The organism is Bartonella sp. MU70NMGDW (assembly GCF_042194085.1).
In the GTDB taxonomy this organism is placed as follows: Bacteria; Pseudomonadota; Alphaproteobacteria; order Rhizobiales; family Rhizobiaceae; genus Bartonella; species Bartonella grahamii.
Genome location: NZ_JBHIMK010000397.1, coordinates 1 through 1,050, shown reverse-complemented (window position 1 = coordinate 1,050; position 1,050 = coordinate 1). Strand labels below are relative to the sequence as shown.

The window sequence follows — 1,050 nt, the reverse complement described above, 5'->3', positions numbered from 1 at the left end:
ACAATGGGCTGTAGAACACCACATGCATCACAAGGCACGTTGTAATATCGCTGGTCTCCTAGCACAAAATCCTTGGCAATACGGCTTGTGTCACGGTGGGTGGGTGTGGACAATTTAAAGATCTTTCGTTGTACAAAGGTTGAGGTCCGCTTTTCGGCAATCATCACCGGATCACCTTCGTTATCCACACTGAGAGGATAACCATCCACTTCATCCAAAATCAGATAACGAATAGGCATGGAACGCAAACCAGCTGCACTGTTTGCTCCTGTAAGCATCAATGCACCACCATCAAACTCTTTCGAAAACATGGTATTCCCACTGTCACGTGCCCGCGCTGGGGCTATGCGTTCACTTAAAACTGGACTTGCCATAATCATAGGATCAAGCCGCGTCTTTGAAAGCTTTTTGGCTGTCTCAACCGTTGGCATCACATAAAGAGCAGGTCCTGGACTATAATGAATAGCATAACCGCAGAAATTTAATCCTGCCTCTGACATGCCAACTTGCGCCCCTTTCATGACAATAGTTGTTTCAATTGGTTTGTGAGAGGAAAGATTATCCATGATTTCGCGCAAATAGGGGGTCCGCTTTGTTCTCCACAATCCAGGTTCAGCACTTGCTACCGTGCTAAGGTATCTATTCTTATCCGCCCATTGCGAAACCGTGTACGGTGGGTCGGGTTGTCGTGCGTTATTGGCATTAGCGAAAAATTCTTCGACTGCATTGTCATCCATTATTCGTTTCTTGCAAGTTCTCTAACTCTGGAGAATGAGGATCATGAAAAGGCACTGGAATATTAACCGCCTCAAGCAAAGCGGTTCTCATAGTGTAATCAATAGCACCAATAAGGCTGTCCGCATCACATCCAACTTGTGCAGCAATGCTTGCACCAAAACGATGAGGAAAATTCAACATAGCGTCACGGTGTGCTCTTCCAAACTCACGGGCTGCTCTCTTGACTTCTTCACGGTCAACGGTTGTTTCGCGTAAGCGTTCAAGGGCAATCTTTTCGCTTTCAAGCGCAACTTGCATTCGCTCCAGTTTTAT

The 1,050-nt window shown here is 46.2% G+C and carries 1 protein-coding gene and 1 pseudogene; both read right to left on the bottom strand.

All coding sequences use genetic code 11. The features are described 5' to 3' along the window. Positions 1-737: phage terminase large subunit family protein (locus ACFIKE_RS11250; protein WP_375650022.1), on the bottom strand; the 737-nt coding region annotated here is incomplete at its 3' end. After that, positions 730-1,050 (bottom strand): annotated as a pseudogene (locus tag ACFIKE_RS11245) (hypothetical protein); the annotation flags it as partial. The gene ACFIKE_RS11250 and the pseudogene ACFIKE_RS11245, both read right to left, overlap by 8 nt.